Genomic DNA, 15392 nt, shown 5'->3' on the forward strand with positions numbered 1-15392 from the left:
ATGTTACTCCGCAATGCGCGCGACGAAGCGCGTCTTGATCGGCAGCTTGGCGGCGGCGAGCGAGAGCGCTTCCTTTGCGGTCTGCACCGTGACGCCGTCGATCTCGAAAATCACGCGGCCGGGCTTGACGCGGGCCACCCACAATTCCGGCGTACCCTTGCCCGAGCCCATGCGGACTTCGGCGGGCTTCTTCGACACCGGCAGGTCCGGAAACACGCGGATCCAGACGCGGCCGGCGCGCTTCATGTGACGGGTCAGCGCGCGGCGTGCGGCTTCGATCTGACGGGCGGTGATGCGCTCGGGCGCCATCGCCTTCAGGCCGAACTGTCCGAACGACAACGTCGCGCCCGAAGTCGCAACGCCGTGGATACGGCCCTTATGCGCCTTCCGGAACTTCGTTTTCTTTGGTTGCATCATGGCTTACGCCCTCAAACCTTCTCTAATGTCTCAAGCAGCGTCGCGACGCGGACGGGTATTGTCGCCTTCGGCCATCTTCTTGTCCTGGGCCATCGGATCGTGCTCGAGGATCTCGCCTTTGAAGATCCAGACCTTGACGCCGCAGGTACCGAATGTCGTGAACGCAGTCGCCACGCCGTAATCGACGTCGGCGCGCAGCGTGTGCAAGGGAACGCGACCTTCGCGATACCATTCCATACGCGCGATTTCGGCGCCGCCGAGACGGCCCGAGCAGTTGATACGAATGCCTTCGGCGCCAAGACGCATCGCCGACTGCACCGCGCGCTTCATGGCGCGGCGGAATGCGACGCGGCGCTCGAGCTGCTGGGCGATCGATTCGGCGACCAGGGTAGCGTCGAGCTCAGGCTTGCGGATTTCGACGATGTTGATGACGACGTCGGAAGCCGTGATGTCGGCAACCCGCTTGCGCAGCTTGTCGATGTCGGCGCCCTTCTTGCCGATTACGACGCCGGGACGCGCCGAATGGATCGTCACGCGGCACTTCTTGTGCGGACGCTCGATCACGATGCGGGCGACGGCTGCCTGCTTGAGTTCCTTGTGCAGGATCTCACGGATCCTGACGTCCTCATGCAGCAGCTTGCCGTACTCGTTCTTGCCGGCGAACCAACGGGAATCCCACGTACGGTTGATGCCGAGACGCAGTCCGATTGGATTGATTTTTTGACCCATCGTCTTCTCCCGCGCCCTTAAGCGCCAGCCTCGGCCTCGACCTGACGAACCACGATGGTCAGGTGCGAGAACGGTTTGTAGATACGACCCGAACGGCCACGGCCGCGCGGCGAAAAGCGCTTCATCACGATGCCGTTGCCGACATGGGCCTCGGCGACGACCAGATCGTCGACCTCGAGGTCGTGGTTGTTCTCGGCGTTCGCGATCGCCGATTCCAGGCACTTCTTGACGTCGACCGCGATCCGCTTGCGCGAGAACTGCAGGTCGGCCAGTGCCGCAGACGCCTTCCGGCCGCGGATCAGCTGCGCGACAAGATTAAGCTTCTGCGGGCTCACGCGCAGCATCCGGGCCACAGCCTTGGCCTCGTTATCCGCGAGCACTCTTTCGCGCTTTGGTTTGCTCATCGCTTATTCCTCAAGCCTTCTTGGCTTTCTTGTCGCCAGAATGGCCATGGAAGGTACGGGTCGGCGAGAATTCACCGAACTTGTGACCCACCATTTCCTCGTTGACCGATACCGGCACATGCTTCTGGCCGTTGTAGACACCGAAGACCAAGCCGACGAACTGCGGCAGGATGGTCGAGCGGCGGCTCCAGATCTTGATGACGTCGTGACGGCCGGACGCACGCGCGGCATCTGCTTTCTTGAGCAGAGAGCCTTCGACGAACGGGCCTTTCCAGACTGAACGAACCATGTCCGGCGTTCCTTACTTCTTCCGCTTGTGGCGGCTTAGGAGGATGAATCTGTTGGTCGACTTATTCGAACGGGTCTTCTTGCCCTTGGTCGGCTTGCCCCACGGGGTAACCGGGTGGCGGCCGCCCGAGGTGCGGCCTTCGCCGCCGCCGTGCGGATGGTCGATCGGGTTCATGACGACGCCGCGGTTATGCGGACGCCAGCCCAGCCAGCGGGTACGGCCGGCCTTGCCGATCGAGATGTTCATGTGATCGGGGTTCGACACCGCGCCGATGGTGCCGCGGCAACGGCCGTGCACCAGGCGCTGCTCGCCCGAGTTCAGACGCAGAATGACGTAGTCCTGATCGCGGCCGACGATCTGCGCGTAGGTGCCGGCGGAACGTGCGATCTGGCCGCCCTTGCCGATCTTCATCTCGATATTGTGGACGATCGTGCCGACCGGCATGTTGCCGAGCGGCATGACATTGCCGGGCTTCACGTCGACATAGTTGCCGGCAACGACGGTGTCGCCCGCGGCCAGCCGCTGCGGCGCCAAGATGTAGGCCTGCTCGCCGTCGGCATACTTGATCAGCGCGATGAACGCGGTGCGGTTCGGATCGTATTCCAGGCGCTCGACGGTCGCTGAAACGTCGACCTTGTCGCGCTTGAAATCGACCATCCGGTAGGCCTTCTTGTGGCCACCGCCACGAAAGCGAACCGTGATACGGCCGGTGTTGTTGCGGCCGCCATTGCTGTGCTTGCCCTCGGTCAACGCCTTGACCGGCTTGCCCTTGTACAGCGCCGAACGGTCGACCATCACCAGCTGGCGCTGGCCCGGCGTCGTCGGATTGTATGTTTTCAATGCCATCGTCGTAACGCCTTATAGTCCGGTGGTGACGTCGATGCGGTGGCCCTCTTCGAGGGTCACGATCGCCCGCTTCACATCCGACTGCGAACCGAAATTGCCGCGGAACACCTTGGTTTTGCCCTTGCGGACCAGCGTGTTCACGCTCTTCACCTTGACGTCGAACAGCTTTTCGACGGCTTCCTTGATTTGCGGCTTGGTCGCCTTGGAGGCGACCTTGAACACAACCTTGTTGTGCTCGGACGCTACCGTCGCCTTTTCGGTCACCACCGGGGCAACGATCACGTCGTAATGGCGCGGATCGATATTCTTCATTTGAAGCGCGCCTCCAACGCATCCACCGCCGACTTGGTCAGCACCAGCTTGTGACGGCGCAGAATGTCATAGACGTTGATGCCCTGGATCGGCAGCACGTCGATGTTCGGAATGTTGCGGGCCGCGGTCGCGAAACCGGTGTTGACCTCGGCGCCGTCGATGATCAGCGCATTGGTCAGGCCGAGACCCGAGAAATGCCCGACCAGAGCCTTGGTCTTGGCGGCCTCGAGCGTCGCCGATTCGATCACGATCAGCCCGCCGTCCTTTGCCTTGGCGGAGAGCGCATGGCGAAGTGCCAGTGCGCGCACCTTCTTCGGCAAGGCGAAGGCGTGCGAGCGCACCACCGGACCGAACGCACGGCCTCCGCCGCGGAACTGCGGAACGCGGGCCGAACCGTGACGAGCACCGCCGGTGCCCTTCTGCTTGTACATCTTCTTGCCGGTGCGCCAGACATCGGCGCGGCCCTGCGTCTTGTGCGTGCCGGCCTGACGCTTGGCGAGCTGCCAGTTGACGCAGCGCTGGATGATGTCCTTGCGCGGCTCCAGGCCGAAAATCTCATCGGACAGCTGGACCGAACCGGCTTCCTTGCCCTCAAGGGTCGTGACTTTCAGTTCCATCTCACGCGCCCTCCTGCTCGGCCGGTGCAGCAGCCTGCTCGGCGCCGCCGACAACCCTGAACTTGCCGGGCTTCGGAGCTTCCTTCGGCAACGGCTTCTTCACCGCATCACGCACCGAGATCCAACCGCCCTTGGAGCCGGGAACGGCGCCCTCGACGAGGATCAGGCCGCGCTCGACGTCGGTCTGCACGACGCGCAGATTGAGCGTGGTGATGCGATCGACGCCCATGTGACCGGGCATCTTCTTGTTCTTGAAGGTCTTGCCGGGATCCTGACGTCCGCCGGTCGAACCGATCGAACGATGCGAAACCGACACACCGTGGGTGGCGCGAAGACCGCCGAAGTTCCAGCGCTTCATGCCGCCGGCAAAACCCTTACCGACCGAGGTGCCGGTGACGTCGACGAACTGGCCGACCACGAAATGGTCCGCCTGAATTTCGGCGCCAACCGGGATCAGCGCGTCCTCAGACACGCGGAACTCGGTGACCTTCCGCTTGGGCTCGACCTTGGACACCGCAAACTGGCCGCGCTCTGCCTTGGGCAGATAGACGGTCTTGCGGGTGCCGGAACCGAGCTGCAGCGCAACGTAACCGTTCTTCTCGGTCGTGCGGTGGCCCAGAACCTGGCAATTGCCCAGCTTCAGCACGGTCACAGGGATATGTTCACCGGTCTCCGTAAAGACCCGCGTCATCCCGACCTTTTGTGCGATCACTCCGGAGCGCATCGGCGTGCTTCCTGTTCTTTCTGTCCGCTAACTTCGGACGATCTAAAAAAATCTTAGAGCTTGATCTCGACGTCGACACCGGCGGCCAGGTCGAGCTTCATCAAAGCATCGACGGTCTGCGGGGTCGGGTCGACAATGTCGAGCAGGCGCTTGTGGGTGCGCATCTCGAACTGCTCACGGCTCTTCTTGTCGACGTGCGGCGAACGGTTGACGGTGAACTTCTCGATGCGGGTGGGCAGCGGAATGGGTCCGCGAACCTGAGCACCGGTACGTTTCGCCGTGTTCACGATCTCGCGGGTCGACGTATCGAGAATTCGATGGTCGAACGCCTTGAGACGGATGCGAATATTTTGGCCGTTCATTGCCGCTGTCTTTCTTTGTCGTCGTATTTGCGAATGGTGGCTAGCGAGTAGCGGATGACTTCATCCGCCACTCGCCAATTCCTGTTCGCTTACTCAATGATGGCGGAGACGACGCCCGAGCCGACGGTGCGGCCACCTTCGCGGATCGCGAAGCGGAGCTTCTCTTCCATCGCGATCGGCACGATCAGGTGCACTTCCATCGCGATGTTGTCGCCCGGCATCACCATTTCGGTGCCTTCGGGCAGATGCACGACGCCGGTCACGTCGGTGGTGCGGAAGTAGAACTGCGGCCGGTAGTTGGTGAAGAACGGGGTGTGACGACCGCCCTCTTCCTTGGTCAGGATGTAAGCCTCAGCCTTGAACTTGGTGTGCGGCTTGACCGAACCCGGCTTGCACAGCACCTGGCCACGCTCGACTTCCTCGCGCTTGGTACCGCGCAGCAGCGCACCGATGTTGTCGCCGGCCTGGCCCTGATCGAGCAGCTTGCGGAACATTTCGACGCCGGTGACGATGGTCTTCTGGGTATCGCGCAGACCGACGATTTCGATTTCCTCGCCGACCTTGACGATGCCGCGTTCGACACGGCCGGTCACCACGGTGCCGCGGCCCGAGATCGAGAACACGTCTTCGACCGGCATCAGGAACGGCTGGTCGATCGGACGCGCCGGCTGCGGGATGCTTTCGTCGACGGCCTTCATCAGCTCGAGAACCGCATCGTGGCCGAGCTTCTTGTCCTTGTCTTCGAGGGCGGCGAGAGCCGAACCCTTGATGATCGGGATGGTGTCGCCCGGGAATTCGTACTTCGAGAGCAGTTCGCGGACTTCCATCTCGACCAGTTCGAGCAGTTCCGGATCGTCGACCATGTCGCACTTGTTCAGGAACACGACGAGCGCGGGAACGCCGACCTGACGGGCCAGCAGGATGTGCTCGCGGGTCTGCGGCATCGGGCCGTCGGCGGCCGACACCACCAGGATCGCGCCGTCCATCTGCGCCGCACCGGTGATCATGTTCTTGACGTAGTCGGCGTGGCCCGGGCAATCGACGTGGGCGTAGTGCCGGTTCGCGGTTTCGTATTCGACGTGAGCGGTCGAGATCGTGATGCCGCGCGCCTTTTCTTCGGGCGCCTTGTCGATCTGGTCGTACGCCGTGAACGTCGCACCGCCGGTTTCAGCCAGCACCTTGGTGATCGCTGCGGTCAGCGAAGTCTTGCCATGGTCGACGTGACCGATGGTTCCGATATTGCAGTGCGGCTTGTTACGTTCAAACTTTGCTTTGGCCATTTGACTCTCCGTTTAATCGTTGACTGTCGCCAACGACAATCAGGCAAACTTCTTCTGGACTTCTGCGGACACGTTCGCGGGTGCTTCCGCGTAGTGATCGAATTGCATCGTAAAGGTCGCGCGTCCCTGGCTCATCGAGCGCAGGTTATTCACGTACCCGAACATGTTCATGAGCGGCACCATCGCGTTGATGACGTTGGCGTTGCCGCGCATGTCTTGACCCTGGATCTGGCCGCGCCGCGAATTCAGATCGCCGATGACCGAACCGGTATAGTCTTCCGGGGTCACCACTTCGACCTTCATGATCGGCTCGAGCAGGACGGACTTGCCCTTCGTCAGCGCTTCGCGGAACGCCGCGCGCGATGCGATTTCGAAGGCCAGCGCCGACGAGTCGACGTCGTGATACTTGCCGTCGACCAGCGTCACCTTGACGTCGACCACCGGGAAGCCGGCGACGACACCCGAGCCCATCACGCTGTTGAGGCCCTTTTCGACGCCGGGGATGTATTCCTTCGGCACCGAACCACCAACAACCTTGGACTCGAACTCGTAGCCCTTGCCGGGCTCGTTCGGCTCGACCACGATCGACACTTCAGCGAACTGACCGGTACCGCCGGTCTGCTTCTTGTGCGTGTACTTGACCTCGGCCTTTTTGGTGACGCGCTCACGGAACGCCACCTGCGGCGCGCCAATGTTCGCATCGACCTTGTAGGTACGGCGCAGGATGTCGACCTTGATGTCGAGATGGAGTTCGCCCATGCCCTTGAGGATGGTCTGGCCGGACTCCTGGTCGGTCGACACGCGGAACGACGGATCTTCCGCAGCGAGCTTCGCCAGCGCGACGCCGAGCTTTTCCTGGTCGGCCTTAGACTTCGGCTCGATAGCGATTTCGATCACCGGCTCCGGGAATTCCATCTTTTCCAGGATCACCTGCTTGTCGGGGTCGCACAGCGTGTCACCGGTGCGCGCTTCCTTCAGGCCCGCCAAAGCAACGATGTCGCCGGCATAAGCTTCCTTGATGTCTTCGCGGTTGTTCGCATGCATCAAAAGCATGCGGCCGATGCGTTCTTTCTTCTCGCGGGTCGAGTTGACCACGCCGGTACCACTCATCAGCACGCCGGAATAGATGCGGCAGAAGGTGATGGTGCCGACGAACGGGTCGTCCATGATCTTGAACGCGAGCAGAGCCAGCGGCTCCTTGTCGTCGGCCTTGCGGACGACTTCGTTGCCGTCTTCATCGATGCCCTTGATGGCGGGCACGTCGACCGGCGACGGCAGATAGTCCACGACCGCATCGAGCAGCGGCTGCACGCCCTTGTTCTTGAACGCCGAACCGCACAGCACCGGGAAGAACGCGCCGGTCAGCACGGCCTTGCGGATCATGCGCTTCAAGGTCGCGACATCGGGCTCTTTGCCGTCGAGGTAAGCAGCAAGAACGTCGTCGTCGAGTTCGACGGCGGCTTCCAGCAGCTTCTCGCGATATTCATTGGCCTTCTCGACCATGTCCTCGGGAATATCGATGTCGACGAACTTGGCGTCGAGCTTCTCTTCTTCCCAGACTACGCCCTTCATGCGGACGAGATCGACCAGGCCCTTGAAGTTGTTTTCGGAGCCGATCGGCAGCTGGATCGCAATCGGCTTGGCACCGAGGCGATCGACAATATCCTGCATGCATTTGTAGAAGTCGGCGCCGGTCTTATCCATCTTGTTGGCGAAGACGATGCGCGGAACGCGGTACTTGTCGCCCTGACGCCAGACGGTTTCGGTCTGGGGTTCAACGCCCTGGTTGGAGTCGAGCACGCATACCGCGCCGTCGAGCACGCGCAGCGAACGCTCGACTTCAATGGTGAAGTCGACGTGGCCGGGAGTGTCGATGATGTTGAGGCGCTTGCCTTCCCAGAACGCGGTGGTCGCAGCCGACGTAATCGTAATGCCGCGCTCCTGCTCCTGCTCCATCCAGTCCATCGTCGCGGCACCTTCGTGCACTTCGCCGATCTTGTGGCTCTTGCCGGTGTAATAAAGGATGCGCTCGGTGGTCGTGGTCTTGCCGGCATCGATATGCGCCATGATACCGAAGTTGCGGTAGTTCTCTATGGCATGAACGCGGGGCATGGGTTGTTCCTTAAAATCCGTGTTTCGCCGTTACCAGCGATAGTGCGAGAAGGCGCGGTTGGCTTCAGCCATCCGGTGCACGTCTTCACGCTTCTTGACGGCGTTCCCCCGGTTATTCGACGCGTCGAGCAGTTCAGCGGAGAGCCGCTCCGTCATCGTCTTCTCGTTGCGATCGCGCGCCGCGGTGATGATCCAGCGAATGCCGAGCGCCTGACGGCGGACGGAACGCACTTCAACCGGCACCTGGTAGGTGGCGCCGCCGACGCGGCGCGACCGCACTTCGATGGTCGGCATGACGTTTTCCAGCGCCTGCTCGAACACCGGCAGCGGGCCCTGCTTGGTCTTGGCCTCGATCATGGCGAGCGCGCCGTAGACGATGCTCTCGGCGGCAGACTTCTTGCCGTCGTACATGATCGAATTCATGAACTTCGTAATGATGATGTTCCCGAACTTCGGATCCGGGTTCACTTCACGCTTTTCAGCTGAATGGCGACGAGACATCTTGGCTGTTCCCGCTTACTTCGGACGCTTCGCGCCGTACTTCGAACGACGCTGCTTACGGTTCTTGACGCCCTGGGTATCGAGGACGCCGCGGAGAATGTGGTAGCGCACGCCGGGCAAATCCTTGACGCGGCCGCCGCGGATCATGACCACCGAGTGCTCCTGAAGGTTATGGCCTTCACCGGGGATGTAGCCGATCACTTCGAAGCCGTTGGTCAGGCGCACCTTGGCAACCTTACGAAGCGCCGAGTTCGGCTTCTTCGGGGTCGTGGTATAGACGCGCGTGCAAACGCCGCGCTTCTGCGGCGACTGCTGCAGCGCCGGCACCTTCTTGCGCGACTTCTGCACGGTACGCGGTTTTGCGATCAGCTGGTTGATCGTCGGCATGTCAGCCTTCACCCTTTAGTTCGCGCGAAACCGGAGATGGCTTCGCAAATTCTTCTCGGGACTAGCCGCCCCGTTCGGCCGCCTTGCACGGGAAAAGACCCACGCAAAACGAAATCGCGCCAACCACTCATTGCTGAGCGGAAAGCGCTTCGACGCCACAGAGGACCGCGACTGAAGACCGATCAGCGTTCGCTGTTCGGCCTGCTACCGAGGTCATGCATCCGAGTTCACTCTCAAGAGAACGTGCTCAAGAGAACTAAAATCGCACTGGCATTGCCTAGCTATATGATCGACAGCGTTTGAGCGGCATTCGTCGAGGTTGGTGCCCGTCTCAGTCCAGAAGGATTTGGGTCCATAAGGATTTGAAGGGTGTTCCGTTCCGACGCTGGCGACGCTCACCGCCTGTCGTGAAGTGGGGGTCTTCTATAAGCCGTGGGTAGCTAAGTCAAGCGAAACGACAACGCAGGAAACGCCTATGGCACCTGCAGATTCAGAGCTTAGCGTGAATCGGTGCGTAGCGAAATTGGCGGCACTCCCCGCTTCTTCGAATCGAACGGCACCAGCGATTCTCGCCAAATTTTACCCGGGTAAATATATCCAGAAACATAATTCCCCGGGTTCCCGTCCAAAGCGGATTGCCAAGCTAAGCCTTTATTTGCCTTTCCCGGCGCAAAACTAGCCCTTCAAGGCCGGAAATTCCTATGCGGTACACCGACATTGCAATTATCGGGGGCGGCCTCGCCGGCTCGACCGCGGCCGCGATGCTCGGACGCGCCGGGATTCCGACGCTCCTGATCGACCCGCATGAAAATTATCCGTTCGATTTTCGCGTCGAAAAGCTGAGTGGCGGTACCCAGGTCGACCTTTTGCAGAAGACGGGATTCGCCGATTCGCTGCTGCGTGCGACCACCCATGACGGCGAAAACTGGATCGCGCGGGCCGGATATCTGCTCGACAAGCGGCCCAGCCAGCAGTTCGGCATCATGTACGACGCGCTGATCATGGCGATTCGGGCCGAAATCCCCAAACCTGCCGAACTGGTCTACGCCAAAGTCACGGATGTCTCGACCAGCGACGATCGCCAGAAGCTCACGCTCTCGAACGGCGAATCGATCTCGGCGCGGCTGGTGGTGCTGGCCAATGGGTTGAACATCGGGCTCCGCCGCAATCTCGGCATCGAACGCCAGATCATCAGCCCGTGCCACTCGATCTCGATCGGATTCGACCTTGCGCCTGTCGGCCGCGCCGCTTTCGAATTTCCGGCGCTGACGTATTTTTCGGAACGGCCGAGCGGCCGTATCCCCTATCTGACGCTGTTTCCGGTCGGCACGAAGATGCGGGCCAATCTGTTCGCCTATCGCGAGGCCGACGATACCTGGCTGCGCGAGATGCGGCAAAAGCCGGTCGAGACCATGAATGCCGCGCTGCCGCGGCTGCGCCGCATCACCGGCGACTATACCGTGTCAGGCGACGTCAAGATCAGGCCAGCGGATCTCCACGTCAGCACGGGCTATCGGCAGCCCGGCATCGTCCTGGTCGGCGACGCCTTCGCGACCACCTGCCCTGTCACGGGCACCGGCACCGACAAGGTACTCACTGACGTCACCCAGCTCTGCAATGTCCATATTCCCGCCTGGCTGGCGAGCGAGGGCATGATCGAGGCCAAGATCGCGTCGTATTACGAAGATCCGGTCAAGCTGGCCTGCGACGCCTGGTCGATGGCGAAGGCCTTCAGCTTCCGCAAGGTCACGCTGGACCGCGGCATCTACTGGCGCGCACAACGCCTGGCGCGGTTCCTGGCGTGGTTTGGCGAAGGCAATTTGCGGCGGCTACGCAAGGCAATCAGCGCGGAAGCAAAAACCCACGCTCACTCCTCCTCGTCGTCCTCGTCCTCATCATCATCGTCGTCTTCATTGTCGTCGTCGGCCTGACCGGCCGCATTGTGCGGCTTGTGGCCCTGGTCGTCCCAGAGCTTGCGGTAGGCGCCATTGCGGGCAAGCAGCTCCGCGTGCGAGCCGCGCTCGATCGCCTTGCCGTTCGAAATCACGATGATCTCGTCCATCTCGACCACCGACGTCAGGCGGTGCGTCGACCAGATCATGGTGCGTCCCTCCGCGACCTTCAGCAGCGTGCGATTGATCGCAGCTTCCGTGGTCTGGTCGAGCGCGGACGTCGCTTCGTCCAGCAGCAGGACGGACGGGTTGCGGATGACGGCGCGCGCGATCGCGATGCGCTGGCGCTGGCCGCCCGACAGCGTGTCGCCGCGTTCGCCGACCGGCGTGTCGTATCCCTGCGGCAGGCTCATGATGTACTGGTGGATCTCGGCCTTCTTGGCGGCCTCCTCGACCTCTTCGTCGCTCGCACCTTCCTTGCCGAGCCGGATGTTTTCGCGGATCGACATGTTGAACAGCATGTTCTCCTGGAACACGACCGCCATGCTCCCGCGCAGCGATTCCAGGGTGACGCGGCGGACGTCGACGCCGTCGATGGTCAGGCGCCCCTCGTCGGGCTGGTAGAGCCGCAGGACCAGATTGAGCAGCGTGCTCTTGCCCGAGCCGCTGGGTCCGACGATGGCGATGCGCTTGCCGGCATTGAGCTTGAGGCTGAGATTGTCGAGCACCGGCGTCTCGCTGCCCTCGTACTGGAAGGTCACGCGATCGAAGGTGATGTCGTTGGTGATGCGCGGCAGGTCGGGCGCGCCGGCGCGGTCGGCCCCGCGGGTCGGCTCGTCCAGCAGCTCCTGCATATGCCGCACCGATGCGGCCGCCTGGATCGACACCGGAATGAAATGCATCAGATGGGCGATGTTGTAGGACACCTCCCAGAACGCGCTCTCGAAGGTCACGAAGGTGCCGATGGTGATCTGGCCGGTGGTGGCGAGATAGGCGCCGATCGCGAGCACCACCAGATGCAGCAACAGCACCGAGATCGTGACGGTGCGTTCCACCATGGTCGACAGGAACACCGCGGACGCGGTCTTGGTGCGCACATCCTGGTTGCGCAGGGAGAACCAGCCGAACGCGCGGCGCTGCAAGCTGAACGCTTTCACCACCGCCTGGGCCGCGACGTTTTCCTGCACCACGCCGAGCAGCGCCGATTCATTCAGCTTCTGCTCGTAATTGGCCTGCACCGCCTTTGGCGTCAGAATCCGCGGGCCGATCAGCGTGATCGGAAACACCAGCAGCGCGACGGCGGCGAGCTGCCAGTTCAGGAACAGCATCAGGATGATGCCGGCGATCAACTCCAGGAACGGCAGCGCCGCGCTGTTGGCAAAGGTCTTGACCGCCCCCTCGAAGGCCGAGAGGTCGATCGAGAAGCGCGAGAGAATTTCGCCGCGCTTGGTGCGGGCGAAATAGCCCGCCGGCAAGCCCTGGACATGCTCGAACAACCGGGTCCGGACATCGGAAATGATCCCGGCTGCCAGCCGCGCGTCCCAGCGCTCATACCAGATCGCGACGATCGAGGTGATGATGCCGGCGACCGCGAGCACGCCGAGGATCTTGTACAGCGCCTGGAAATCCTCTTCGCCGAGCGCGTCGTCGATCAGGAACTTCAGGCTGAGCGGCATGATGACGTTGAACAGCGTCTCGACCAGCACGCCGAAGGTGACGATCGCCAATGGCTTCCTGTAACTGCCAAGATACGGCCTGACGAAGCCGTAGACCGTCGCCATCGCGCCGGCGGCTTCCTTCGCGGTGAAGACGACGAGGTCCTCGTCATCATCGTCGTCGAGCTCCAGCTCGTCGTCGTCCTCGTCCTCGTCTTTCTTGGCTTTTTTGTCTTTTATGCCGTCATCGGCAGCGGGCACGCCGGCCGGCTTGCCACTGGCGACAGCCTCGAGCGCGAGCCTCTTCGCAAGCTCAGAATCGTCCGCTGGCGCGGGATTCTGATCATCCGGAGAAGGAGGCTTTGGCGCCATAAAACCAACCGATGCTGCACGGCCGGCATGACCGCAAATCGAACGCGATAGCGGTGGACGCTATCGCGCCGATCCTATGCGATCAGGATGAATTCGGCAAAACAATTGGCACACAATCCGAGTATCGGCGGCTGCCGATCAGTCTTCGGACTCCACCTTGTCGAAGAACGAATAGCGCAGGCTGTCGGAGTCGGCGTACCACTGCCCCGGCCCCTTGTTGGCGGCAAGCGTCGCCGCCCACAATGCATCGGTGACGTCACGGCGATGCATTGAGAGGTCGAATCCGTTGCCGAAGAACAACTCCGACCATTCCCACCAGGTGCCGAGCTTCTTCACCCCGCGCAGCAGGTCATAGCGATCGATCAGCGCCGGCGGCGTGTCCGACGTGACGGAGCCGAACAGCAGCCCGGTCTTGATCACCCGGTTCAGTTCGCGCACCGCGCGCGGCACCTGCTTCTCCGCGACGTGGCACAGGCTGGTCTCGAACACGAAATCGAATTCGCCGTCCTTGAACGGCATATCGACGATCGAGCCGAGCTTGTTGAATTTCTTCAGCGCCTTCGGCGTCCGGGCATGGATGGCCCGGTTGTTTTCGATGCCCCAGGCGTCGATGCCGCGCTCGCGCAGCGCGCCGACCAGTTCGCCGCTGGCGGAGCCCGCGATCAGGAGCTTGTAGCCCCTCGCCCGGTTCCAGACGATCTTGATCAGGTCCGTCAGATAGGCCGGGTCGGTAAACTGGCTCCAGACCTCGCTGTAGGGGCCAAGCCCGCGATAATTCTGGAAATAATCGCGGTCGATCTTGTCGGAGAGCGCCCCGCCCGCCTGCGCGCGTGCGCGGCGCAGCCGCATCATCTCGGAGACGATGATGTCGGTGGCGGCGTCGGAGGAGTCGAGCAGTCCGTTCAGCGTGGAGTCGAACAGATAGTCGCCGACCACGACGATCCCCGGATGTTCCTTCGGCTCGGGCCGGTGGTTGGTCATGACATCGCGCACCGGCAAGCCGCCCGGCAGCGCGTTCACCGACGACAGCCAGCGATGGATCTTGCCTTCCTTGAAATAGTCACGGGCGTTGCCGAGCGACGCCGGCAGCGACTTCAGCGCGGCGTCGATCAGTTCCTGATCACTGAGATTGGCAAACGCCAGCGCATCGGAACCCGCGATCAGCCAGTTCAGGACGCCGTGCTTGCCGACGTCATGGCGCGCGCCCTCGTTGTAGACGCAGCAGCCGCCGAATGCCTCCGACATGAACCAGGCCCCGGGGATCTTCTCGCCCCAGAACGGTTCGTCGAACAGGATCGAGACCCGCAGATAATGCGCGGGCCGGTCGAAATAGGCGACGTGCTTGACCATCGACTTGCGCAGCTCTTCGCCGTTCCAGCGCATCGTGCCGAGCCAGGAATGCGGCAGGCACATCACCACGAGATCGAAGTCCCGCGTCTCCGGTCCCTTGCCGTTCATCATGTTGAGCTGATAGCGGCCGGAGGACGTCTTGCCGACCTGGAGCACCCGGTGATTGAGCTGGATATCGGCCGTGACTTCGCTGCGCAGGCAATCGACCAGTTGCTCGTTGCCGTTCTGGATCGAATACAGCCCGATATAGCCGTCGACATCCATCACGAAGTTCTTCAGCGCGTTCAGCCCGTTGGTGTTGTGCGGCTCGGTCGCGATGTCGGAGCGGGCCATCACCTTGAAGAAGCGCTTGGCGGTATCGTCGTCGACGAACTTTTCGAGCAGTTCCTCAGCCGTCATGTAGGCCCACGGATGCTCATTGTCGTGGGCGCCGACGCCTTCGTAATATTCGATCGGCGACACCATATCGCTGCAGCGCTTGCGAAAGCCCTCGATCGCGGCTGCGGTCTTTACACCATATTTGCGGCGCATGCCCGGCACGTCGTTGAGGAGTTCGCCGTCGAACTGCACCTGCTCGGCGTCCATCGGAATCGTCTGCAGGCCGAAATGCTGGATCAGCTCGCGCAGCGGATCGGGGCCGGTCATCGAGTAATCATAGATCTCGGCAACGCCGGCCTCATACATCGCCGGCGCCGAATCGAATTTGCGCGTGACGATCTTGCCGCCGACCCGGTCGGATGCCTCGTAGATCGTGATGCGGCAGAGGTCGCCGAGCTTCTTTTTCAGATACCAGGCGCTCATCAGCCCCCCGGGGCCGCCGCCTACGATTGCAAGATCGAGCATGTGTTTTCCGCAAGTTCCCGCCTGCCCCCAAAGTGCAGCCGGTTTAAGTCTCCTTAGCAAAAGCGCTTTTCACCCTGAAGGGAAGATGAACAAAGCAGGTCCGCGCATCGCGGCAATGCGGGAAAGCGCCATGGAGGCCGCCATAACCGCGCTTTTTCATCCGAATCCGTACTCTTACGGGGGTTTCGGCGCCGGCGGTTGATCGGGTGTCGCCGTGTGTGAAAGCCACGGTAGCGGCAAGCGGGTCCGGCCGACCTTATTCCCGCAGACGTGGAGTACGCCATCGGATTCCCGCGGACG

General features: G+C 62.0%; 16 protein-coding genes. 1 reads left to right on the top strand and 15 read right to left on the bottom strand.

Annotation, left to right across the window (positions count from 1 at the left end):
* Positions 1–3 precede the first annotated feature (3 nt).
* The 13 genes from rplP to rpsL all read right to left on the bottom strand — a co-directional run bounded on the left by rplP (position 4) and on the right by rpsL (position 8980).
* Positions 4–417 (bottom strand): 50S ribosomal protein L16, encoded by a 414-nt coding sequence (rplP, locus tag ABIE49_RS05095; protein ID WP_025588649.1) that lies wholly within the window; start codon positions 415–417, stop codon positions 4–6.
* Positions 418–447: 30 nt separating this feature from the next.
* On the bottom strand, positions 448–1146 hold the full coding sequence (gene rpsC / locus ABIE49_RS05100; protein ID WP_192733863.1) for a 30S ribosomal protein S3: 699 nt from the start codon (positions 1144–1146) through the stop codon (positions 448–450).
* 17 nt (positions 1147–1163) lie between these two features.
* Positions 1164–1550 carry a 50S ribosomal protein L22 gene (gene rplV, locus ABIE49_RS05105; RefSeq protein WP_192733864.1) on the bottom strand — a complete coding sequence of 129 codons (387 nt, stop codon included), beginning with the start codon at positions 1548–1550 and terminating at the stop codon, positions 1164–1166.
* Between the two features lie 10 nt (positions 1551–1560).
* Positions 1561–1839, bottom strand: coding sequence for a 30S ribosomal protein S19 (gene rpsS, locus ABIE49_RS05110; protein ID WP_027536815.1), 279 nt, complete (start codon positions 1837–1839; stop codon positions 1561–1563).
* A 12-nt stretch (positions 1840–1851) separates the two neighbouring features.
* The gene (gene rplB / locus ABIE49_RS05115) at positions 1852–2685 is read right to left on the bottom strand and encodes a 50S ribosomal protein L2 (protein ID WP_192733865.1); all 834 of its coding nucleotides are present in this window, start codon (positions 2683–2685) and stop codon (positions 1852–1854) included.
* Between the two features lie 12 nt (positions 2686–2697).
* Positions 2698–2997: a 50S ribosomal protein L23 gene (locus tag ABIE49_RS05120; RefSeq protein ID WP_192733866.1), complete on the bottom strand. Its 300-nt coding sequence runs from the start codon at positions 2995–2997 to the stop codon at positions 2698–2700.
* Positions 2994–3614, bottom strand: a complete 621-nt coding sequence (rplD, locus tag ABIE49_RS05125) for a 50S ribosomal protein L4 (protein WP_192733867.1) — start codon at positions 3612–3614, stop codon at positions 2994–2996. Before rplD ends, ABIE49_RS05120 begins: the two co-directional genes overlap by 4 nt.
* Position 3615: 1 nt before the next feature.
* Entirely contained in the window at positions 3616–4338 is a 723-nt protein-coding gene (gene rplC, locus ABIE49_RS05130) for a 50S ribosomal protein L3 (protein WP_192733868.1), read from the bottom strand.
* 53 nt (positions 4339–4391) lie between these two features.
* Positions 4392–4700, bottom strand: a complete 309-nt coding sequence (gene rpsJ, locus ABIE49_RS05135; protein WP_002712302.1) for a 30S ribosomal protein S10 — start codon at positions 4698–4700, stop codon at positions 4392–4394.
* Between the two features lie 89 nt (positions 4701–4789).
* On the bottom strand, positions 4790–5980 hold the full coding sequence (tuf, locus tag ABIE49_RS05140; RefSeq protein ID WP_192733869.1) for an elongation factor Tu: 1191 nt from the start codon (positions 5978–5980) through the stop codon (positions 4790–4792).
* Positions 5981–6019: 39 nt separating this feature from the next.
* The gene (gene fusA, locus ABIE49_RS05145) at positions 6020–8092 is read right to left on the bottom strand and encodes an elongation factor G (protein WP_192733870.1); all 2073 of its coding nucleotides are present in this window, start codon (positions 8090–8092) and stop codon (positions 6020–6022) included.
* A gap of 30 nt (positions 8093–8122) precedes the next feature.
* The gene (gene rpsG / locus ABIE49_RS05150) at positions 8123–8593 is read right to left on the bottom strand and encodes a 30S ribosomal protein S7 (RefSeq protein ID WP_192733871.1); all 471 of its coding nucleotides are present in this window, start codon (positions 8591–8593) and stop codon (positions 8123–8125) included.
* 15 nt (positions 8594–8608) lie between these two features.
* Complete coding sequence (rpsL, locus tag ABIE49_RS05155) at positions 8609–8980, bottom strand: 30S ribosomal protein S12 (protein ID WP_057849132.1); 372 nt, start codon at positions 8978–8980, stop codon at positions 8609–8611.
* Positions 8981–9681: 701 nt separating this feature from the next.
* Here rpsL and ABIE49_RS05160 point away from each other — a divergent pair.
* A complete protein-coding gene (locus tag ABIE49_RS05160) occupies positions 9682–10911 on the top strand; it encodes an FAD-dependent oxidoreductase (RefSeq protein WP_192733872.1) in 1230 nt (409 codons plus the stop codon).
* Here ABIE49_RS05160 and ABIE49_RS05165 read toward each other — a convergent pair.
* Both ABIE49_RS05165 and ABIE49_RS05170 read right to left on the bottom strand, forming a co-directional pair.
* Complete coding sequence (locus tag ABIE49_RS05165) at positions 10848–12899, bottom strand: ABC transporter ATP-binding protein (protein WP_192733873.1); 2052 nt, start codon at positions 12897–12899, stop codon at positions 10848–10850. The two genes, ABIE49_RS05160 and ABIE49_RS05165, sit on opposite strands and share 64 nt — an antisense overlap.
* Before the next feature lie 138 nt (positions 12900–13037).
* Entirely contained in the window at positions 13038–15092 is a 2055-nt protein-coding gene (locus ABIE49_RS05170; RefSeq protein ID WP_192733874.1) for an FAD-dependent oxidoreductase, read from the bottom strand.
* Positions 15093–15392 lie beyond the last annotated feature (300 nt).

It is taken from the genome of Bradyrhizobium sp. OAE829 (assembly GCF_040546575.1).
Classification (GTDB): Bacteria; Pseudomonadota; Alphaproteobacteria; order Rhizobiales; family Xanthobacteraceae; genus Bradyrhizobium.

Excerpts from the sequence above, each read along its gene's own strand:
- rplP (WP_025588649.1), bottom strand. The coding sequence starts at position 417 with ATGATGCAACCAAAGAAAACGAAGTTCCGGAAGGCGCATAAGGGCCGT.
- rpsC (WP_192733863.1), bottom strand. The coding sequence starts at position 1,146 with ATGGGTCAAAAAATCAATCCAATCGGACTGCGTCTCGGCATCAACCGT.
- rplV (WP_192733864.1), bottom strand. The coding sequence starts at position 1,550 with ATGAGCAAACCAAAGCGCGAAAGAGTGCTCGCGGATAACGAGGCCAAG.
- rpsS (WP_027536815.1), bottom strand. The coding sequence starts at position 1,839 with ATGGTTCGTTCAGTCTGGAAAGGCCCGTTCGTCGAAGGCTCTCTGCTC.
- rplB (WP_192733865.1), bottom strand. The coding sequence starts at position 2,685 with ATGGCATTGAAAACATACAATCCGACGACGCCGGGCCAGCGCCAGCTG.
- ABIE49_RS05120 (WP_192733866.1), bottom strand. The coding sequence starts at position 2,997 with ATGAAGAATATCGATCCGCGCCATTACGACGTGATCGTTGCCCCGGTG.
- rplD (WP_192733867.1), bottom strand. The coding sequence starts at position 3,614 with ATGGAACTGAAAGTCACGACCCTTGAGGGCAAGGAAGCCGGTTCGGTC.
- rplC (WP_192733868.1), bottom strand. The coding sequence starts at position 4,338 with ATGCGCTCCGGAGTGATCGCACAAAAGGTCGGGATGACGCGGGTCTTT.
- rpsJ (WP_002712302.1), bottom strand. The coding sequence starts at position 4,700 with ATGAACGGCCAAAATATTCGCATCCGTCTCAAGGCGTTCGACCATCGA.
- tuf (WP_192733869.1), bottom strand. The coding sequence starts at position 5,980 with ATGGCCAAAGCAAAGTTTGAACGTAACAAGCCGCACTGCAATATCGGA.
- fusA (WP_192733870.1), bottom strand. The coding sequence starts at position 8,092 with ATGCCCCGCGTTCATGCCATAGAGAACTACCGCAACTTCGGTATCATG.
- rpsG (WP_192733871.1), bottom strand. The coding sequence starts at position 8,593 with ATGTCTCGTCGCCATTCAGCTGAAAAGCGTGAAGTGAACCCGGATCCG.
- rpsL (WP_057849132.1), bottom strand. The coding sequence starts at position 8,980 with ATGCCGACGATCAACCAGCTGATCGCAAAACCGCGTACCGTGCAGAAG.
- ABIE49_RS05160 (WP_192733872.1), top strand. The coding sequence starts at position 9,682 with ATGCGGTACACCGACATTGCAATTATCGGGGGCGGCCTCGCCGGCTCG.
- ABIE49_RS05165 (WP_192733873.1), bottom strand. The coding sequence starts at position 12,899 with ATGGCGCCAAAGCCTCCTTCTCCGGATGATCAGAATCCCGCGCCAGCG.
- ABIE49_RS05170 (WP_192733874.1), bottom strand. The coding sequence starts at position 15,092 with ATGCTCGATCTTGCAATCGTAGGCGGCGGCCCCGGGGGGCTGATGAGC.